2 protein-coding genes and 1 pseudogene are annotated in these 3,293 nt (G+C 51.5%); all 3 read left to right on the top strand.

Annotation, left to right across the window (positions count from 1 at the left end; all coding sequences use genetic code 11):
- Positions 1-132 precede the first annotated feature (132 nt).
- On the top strand, positions 133-1,089 hold the full coding sequence (locus H6F80_RS23415) for a hypothetical protein (RefSeq protein WP_190793931.1): 957 nt from the start codon (positions 133-135) through the stop codon (positions 1,087-1,089).
- 394 nt (positions 1,090-1,483) lie between these two features.
- Positions 1,484-2,377, top strand: a complete 894-nt coding sequence (locus tag H6F80_RS23420; RefSeq protein ID WP_190793932.1) for a M48 family metalloprotease — start codon at positions 1,484-1,486, stop codon at positions 2,375-2,377.
- Between the two features lie 333 nt (positions 2,378-2,710).
- Positions 2,711-3,293: pseudogene (locus H6F80_RS23425) on the top strand (glycosyltransferase); the annotation flags it as partial.

Here is a 3,293-nt window from a genome sequence, read left to right on the forward strand (position 1 = left end):
AAGTCCTGAGTCAGATAGCAGTCACTTTCCAAGGAAAATCGATTTAGCGGTAAAAATGCCTTAAAAGTTGATTGGTACGCCAGATGTTGTGCTAGACTTGCTGCCAATCTGTGCTAGTTGAGCAAACCCGTTATGAGCAGTGCAGCGTCAATACCCTGGATTGGTATAGGAGTGATCAGCAGCTTGATTTGTTCGAGTTCGGTGGTTTTGGCAGAGCCTGTGGAACCGGGCGATCGTCTGCTTTTAGCTCAGCAGGTTGTGAACGGACTGCCGCCGCCACCGCCGTCTTTTAGGCAGGGTACTTCTCCCGCTCAGCCAAGTTTCGTCCCCAGCGCAGCTTCACCTGCGATTCCTGCCGCCCAGCAATATGCAGTCATTATCAATGGCGACAGCTCAATGATGCTAGATCAGGTGCGATCGATCGAGCCAGGAGCTTTTGTGCAGCACTATCAGGGTCGCCGCATGATCCAGGCAGGAATTTTTAGCGATATCAGCGGGGCACAGCAGCAGGTTGTAGCGTTGGCAGGACGCGGAATTGGGGCACAGGTGGTCACACTCCCAGGAGGCGGAGGGGCTACAGTGGGGACTGCTCCATCAAGAATGGCTACTCCTCAAGTGACTGCGCCTGCGCTGCCGACCCCTGCCTCTTTTCCCAGCCCGTCTGCCCCACCTGCTGCCCCTCAGGTGACTGCGCCGATGCTTCCTCCGCCCGATTTGCTGCCCGTTACACCAGTACCGCGGGAAGTCGAGTTTGGTCAGCCGTCTGCGCCCGAACAGTTTGTGAATCCTGCGCCGTCTGCTGCACCCACTGAGACACTGCTGCCCCCTGATTCAGCTCCAGGCGACACGAGAAATCGACGATCGTTCTATGTGGTGATTCCGGGAAAATCGGATAATCTGACAGCAATTAGCAATCAGGTAATGCGCCTCGGTGATGGTTTTGGCATTGCCCAAATGGTGCAAACTTCGACTTCGTCACGCGGTCCTCATGTGCGGGTCGGTCCCTTTGTCGATCGGGGCGCAGCCAGGCGATGGACGCGCTATTTTCGCGATTTTGGATTAAATGCGCGGATTCTTTACACCCGATAGGCGATAAGGAAAGTTTAAGAAACTATCAGAACAGGGTACTCAACTTGAGGACAGAAGCCCTGTTCGTGTCTTTATCTGAGCAACGAGAACGCTTTGTTAAACGAGTGAATAAATTGCAGAAGCTATTTCGACCTATCTAATCGAAGATAGGAAAGAGGAAGTTTGCAATGCTGAAAAGTGATGAAAAGCTGTGATTTGAGGATTCAAATCTGATAGTTTCGTTGAAAGGTTTCGCCCTGGTGAAGGGTTAAGAGGAGAATTCATCGCATTATTCAACAGCGCCAGGATTTCATACTCAAGCCATATCCCAACTTCGATCGTCCGATAGACCTAAAACGATCGCTCCATTCGCTATGTTCAAGAGCAGTTTAAGTTTCTAGGTGCGGATAACAACATGAGTGGGATAAACCAGCTTAAAACAACGGCTTTGCTGGGCTTGCTGAGTGGTTTGATTGTTCTGGTCAGTTATGCCCTGATTGGCAATGAACAAGGGCTCATCATCGGATTTTTCATTGCAGCTTTTATGTCGATTAGTTCCTGGTACTACTCCGATCGTGCAGCCCTGGCAGCCTATCGCGCTCAGCCGATCGCCCGTGAGCAGGCTCCTGAAATCTATGATCTGGTGCAGAGTTTAAGCGATCGTGCCGAAATTCCAATGCCGAAGCTGTTTGTCGTCCCAACCGAGTCGCCGAATGCGTTTGCGACCGGGCGCGATCCGAATCATGCTGCCGTTGCGGTCACTGAAGGCATTATGAAGCTGCTTTCCCGTGAGGAACTGGCAGGCGTACTTGCTCACGAACTCACCCACGTCAAAAACCGCGACACGCTGACTCAAGCAGTTGCCGGAACGCTGGCGGGCGCAATCACGTTTTTGGGACGCATCCTCACCTTTGGTGCGCTTTATGGTCCGGTGACTTACAGCGGGCGGCGCGGCACCAATCCATTTGGCTTGCTGTTTTTGATCATTCTGGCTCCGCTGTCGGCTTCGCTGATTCAGCTTGCCATTTCTCGTACCCGTGAGTATGCCGCAGATCAAGGCTCGGCTGAGATTACGGGCAATCCGCTGGCTCTGGTGAGTGCCTTGAAAAAGTTAGAAGAAATCGGCAAACAGTTGCCTATGCACGGCAACCCGGCAATGTCACCGCTGCTGATTATCAATCCAATTTCGGCAAAAGGTCTGCAATCACTGTTCCGCACTCACCCGGCTACCGAAGATCGGATTCGTCGCCTGGTGGAGATGGCTCAGCAGAAAGAGACTCCGGCGCTCGCTCAGGAATCGTTCAGTTGAATCCTAGGCGTTGCTGAATACGAAGTATAAAGACACAACTTGAGACCCTGCATCGCCCCCTAAATCCCCCAATGCTGGGGGACTTTGAGGATCAGTTCTCCCCATTTTTTAGGGCTAGGGGGGGATAATCATACTCCAATTCAACAACGCCCCAATTTGGAGCTGATCTGAGCAATCCCAGTAATCCTGCATTGCCTTCTAAATCCCCCAACTTTAGGGGACTTTGAATCGGGCAGAAGCCGATCGCCGAGTCGTCACTTCAGGTAGGATAGGGTCTGGCAAAGGCAATAATCCGGTGAGGAGATTTGCTGGGCATCGGTCAGGAGGGCAACTGTGCGAAAACTGTACTTTCTGCTGCCAGGAACAGGAGGCAAGTTTGCCTGTGGCGGGCTGTGGGCAGAATTGAAAACCTTGTCTCTGGCGCAGCAGATTTGTGATGCAGAGGTGGTGACCTATCGTCAGCGCGAGAAGGAAACGCTATTTCTGGATGATGTGCTGCAACAGGCTAATCTGAGTCAGACTAATCTGAGCCAGGTGATTTTTGTGATGAGTTGGGGATTTGATGTGCCCAAACTGGCAAAACGCCTTCAGAGATACCACACGATTTATCACGCACACAGTGCCGGATACGGATTTCGTTTGCCTTCAGCTGTGCCGATCGTCACCGTCAGCCGCAATAGTTTAGGATATTGGGGACAACGATCGCCCCATGCTTTGCTGTATTACCTGCCAAATCAAATTGGGAATGAGTTTCGGAATCTGAATCAGAACCGTGACATCGACGTTTTGGTACAGGCGCGTAAATCTTCAGAATATTTAATGCAGCAGCTTATTCCAGCTCTGCAATCACACTGCAATGTCTATGTAGTGAATCATTATGTGGAGGATCTAGCGCAATTATTTAACCGTGCCAAAG

The sequence above is a fragment of the Leptolyngbya sp. FACHB-711 genome, from assembly GCF_014695615.1.
In the GTDB taxonomy this organism is placed as follows: domain Bacteria; phylum Cyanobacteriota; class Cyanobacteriia; order Elainellales; family Elainellaceae; genus Leptolyngbya_A.